Here is a 3,580-nt window from a genome sequence, read left to right as displayed (position 1 = left end):
CTATTCAGGGGTTACTGGCCCTTTGAACTAATGTTTTTGTATTTTGCGTTTTGTTACTATTCAGGGGTTAGGTAGCCCTTTGATCTACTTGATTATTTATATGCTTTATTAAAACTATGATGCTTATATATATACATTATGTCAAGCCTCCCGGTTAGCGGCGCATAGTCACACACGTCACCAGTATAAGTACTGCCACAGCGGCGAGTGTTAGCCCGCCGAATCCGCCAGCTACCCGCTGCACCCATGTCATTGCCGTGCCAGACATGTCAGGAAAAACTTGGTTGTTATGGCTCGCCCCATAAGGGACGATGTGATCCTTCGGCGGCTCACACGCTGCCATGCATGTCGTTTTGGCACTGCACACAGATACCTTGAATGCCGGGGATGCTGATGCTGTAGAGAAATGCAGGGTTATCTTGCCATCTGTTTTGATGTCCACAGCTGCCTCCTGTATGGTGGCTACGTTCGAATGAGAATGGACAGCACATTTTCCGGGTTTGTCGGTTTTGAAAGTCAGAGTCGCAATCCCGCCGAAGTCCGATGAGTGCGTGCAGACCGCCACTTGGCACTCCAGGTTTGTGACGGCAGGTGCATCAATCACGCGCGTAAACGCGGAGTCCGGGATGTCCATGGAGACTGGGATGTTGCCAACGGCGCAATTTTCTGCTCTAACTGGGTTGGTCTTGATTACGCATCCAAAGGGAGCCTTGTCATTCAGCGACGTGCCTCTCTCTTTTATCCAGTACTTAAAGCCAGAAGGGGTCTGTGTGTAAGGCACGTGAACAGTACCGGACGAAGGTCTTGACAACTTGAGGGCGGTGTTGGCATACAGGTCCTTGCTCTCTACCGTCCTGCTCTGGATGTCTCCAAACCTTCCTGGTTGTCCTGACCCGTAGGGTGGGAAGTCCAGGTTGTAGACGTCGTTCTTATAGACGACAATCTTGTTGTCGAAAGGCGTCCAGGCAGTGGAGATTGGACCAAAAGTAAACCTGCTGCCTCCGACGGTCACTGTGTGCTCCCCGTTGACGAACGCCGTTGTTGTCTGATTGAGGTTCCCGTAGCTTATTCGGATGGTGGCTTTCATTGCCGCAGTATGCGCCTTGTAGGCCGCGGCATGGTCGTGCTTGCATACGTCCGATCTGTCAACGTATGCTTCACTCAGCTGGGTGTTCTCAGTGTCGCAGAAGCAGTATGCGCCGCCCCACATAAATGGGTACACTCCTGTGTAGACCTGGCATTGATAGTCGGGGCGCTCCATGGATCTGCATTCTGATGTCCCGCAGCACTTGATATAAGGTGACGGCACGACTGTCTTGTATTCACAGGTTATGTACTCTAAGTTTAGTGTGGGTTCCAAGCTGGTTCCAAGTACCTCAAGCTGTAGGGTCATCGGGGAGAAGCCGTTCCTCTCAATGTGAGCCTTATACGGGAATCCCACCACATTCGGGATCGTTGCGGTGTGTTCGTAAGATTTTACGACGGGAGTTCCCAGGCTCACCAACACTAAAAAAGATAGCGGTTTGCAGCAGCAAAGCAGGTTCTTCAGGCAGCATACAAGTATGATTATGGCAGCGAGCGGCGTTGCAAGCTCCAGCCAAAACAGGGTTTGATTCTCATCCCATAGATACGCCATAGATTCCGCAAACGACGCGGCATGCGCTCGTGGTGCGCAGCATAGTACTCCTAGTGTTACCGGGACGACGGCTCCGGGGGTCAGGGCGTATGGGGTCAGGCACTTGCGGCGTGCAGTGGCGAACATGTAACATGACGCCAGCAGCGATAGTACGACTGCGAGACACGCGGCTGAGACAGCGACGATGGTGGCTGCTGGGTATAGCCCATAGTAATAGAGTATGATCTCGTGCGGCCACCCATGGGGTTTGCCTTCAGTTGTCAGCTGGGCCCACAAGCGCACGGGTGGGTTGTTTCCCCATCTGTACTCTATCCCATCTTCGGTCACCGGTATGGTCCGTTCGACGTATCGGTCTATCCACTCCTCATACGGACGCGGATCTGCTCCTAGACTCCGGTACGTCAACAGCGTGGGATGATCTGGATGCAGTTTCACTGTCAGTTCTCTCTTTCCGTATGTGACACCTGGTGCACGTGCAAGGGGCACCCTGCATGTGGAGTTGGTCAGAGGGAAGGGTACGTGCACTTTACCTTTGCGAGACAACTGGTCGGCTCTAGGGACAAACGAGGAGGTGTACTGCCACTTATCGTGGTTAGTCACCGCAGCGTGGCACTGTGCTATTTTGCACGAATTGATAGTCTTGTCGCTACTGGTGGTGCCCACGTTGCCACTACCACACGTGCAGTTGTATCTGATGGTTTTTCCTCCTGCTGTGATCTTTACGTTACCTGACCGCTGCGACAGCAACGTTATGTCTGGGATATCCGGTGGGGTATGCATGTGTATCTCTTCCTCCGTCGGTGCGGTAGTCAGCTGGTACGTTGTGCATGGCACTTCGATACCGAAGTGGGGCCTGACGGTGAATTTTTCTCTGCCTACTGGGGCCGGAGCGTGTTTGTACTGCACTTTGCAGGCCTGTGTGTGCGATTCTGCATCTTGGAACTGGACCTTTAGTTCGCCCCCTGGAGGGCAGTAGGCCACGATGAAGTGGCCCATCGTGCCTCGAATAGCGCACACACCGGAAGTATGCACTTGTAAAGAATCCCGGTTTGCCTCTTTCATGTCATGCCCGGCGATGTACCTGATTTTGCTGTGTTCGTGTGTTCCTCCTTTGTTGATGCCAATTTGCGCTGCGACCTGGATCTTTATCATGCCATCGGAAGCCTCATCCCTAATTTTTTCTATAGCCACCGGGCTGTAACAGAACTGCCCGTCTCCGCAGTCCGCGCAATACGCTAGGTACGGTTTCGTGGCCTTGTAGACATTGAAGTGGTCCGTCACACTGCGACGGTGGCGTGCACTGTTGTTACACGTCATCGTGGCCTCGAGCAGGTCGTAGTAGCCCGGGCGGTCCACGTTGTCCTCCAACATCCTCAGTGTCTGTTCTGGTTGTTTTTCATAGCAACAGGGTGCACATGCGGGCTCTGAGCATGGGAATGTAACGTTGGCTAAGACGCACATCATCAAGGCGGCGGACCATTCTTCTGTTCCTTCTGGGGTGTACCGTGTGACCATGTCTTTGGTCCAGGTCACGACAGATAGGGCAGTCCTGGCTCCTTCGTTGGCCCCTCCCAGGACAATGGCCACCACACGTCCTTTGTTGTCGAAGATCGGCCGGCCGCTGTCTCCTGGTTTACCTGCGCCTGTCGGGATTGTGAACCTGCCACCGCTGTACTGCACTGCACCGTGATGCCAATTGTAGTGCCCTTCTGGTTTTTCATGGGTGTATTTTGAAGCATCTGACTTCATGTGCACCGGTATCTGGGCGCACTCTAGGTCATACTTGCTCGATTTCTTGTAGGTAAGCTTCGCTAGGTCGGGGTTGTCGATCACACCTTTGACGTGTGCCGGCTTCATCACTTTATCCCCGACTAGGCAGGCGTATCCCGTGACCTTACCGTCAAGCTTGACCTCGAAGATGGGATAGAGTACCTGTCTCTTATA

The 3,580-nt window shown here is 53.2% G+C and carries 1 protein-coding gene; it reads right to left on the bottom strand.

All coding sequences use genetic code 11. The features are described from left to right. Window positions 1-154: 154 nt before the first annotated feature. Window positions 155-3,493 (bottom strand): hypothetical protein, encoded by a 3,339-nt coding sequence (locus MFF06_RS22890; RefSeq protein ID WP_238208438.1) that lies wholly within the window; start codon window positions 3,491-3,493, stop codon window positions 155-157. Between the last annotated feature and the right edge of the window lie 87 nt (window positions 3,494-3,580).

Origin of the sequence: Methylobacterium aerolatum (assembly GCF_022179085.1) — a bacterium.
In the GTDB taxonomy this organism is placed as follows: domain Bacteria; phylum Pseudomonadota; class Alphaproteobacteria; order Rhizobiales; family Beijerinckiaceae; genus Methylobacterium; species Methylobacterium aerolatum.
The sequence above is the reverse complement of the archived record's forward strand: the minus strand, read 5'-3'. Positions and strand labels throughout refer to the sequence as shown.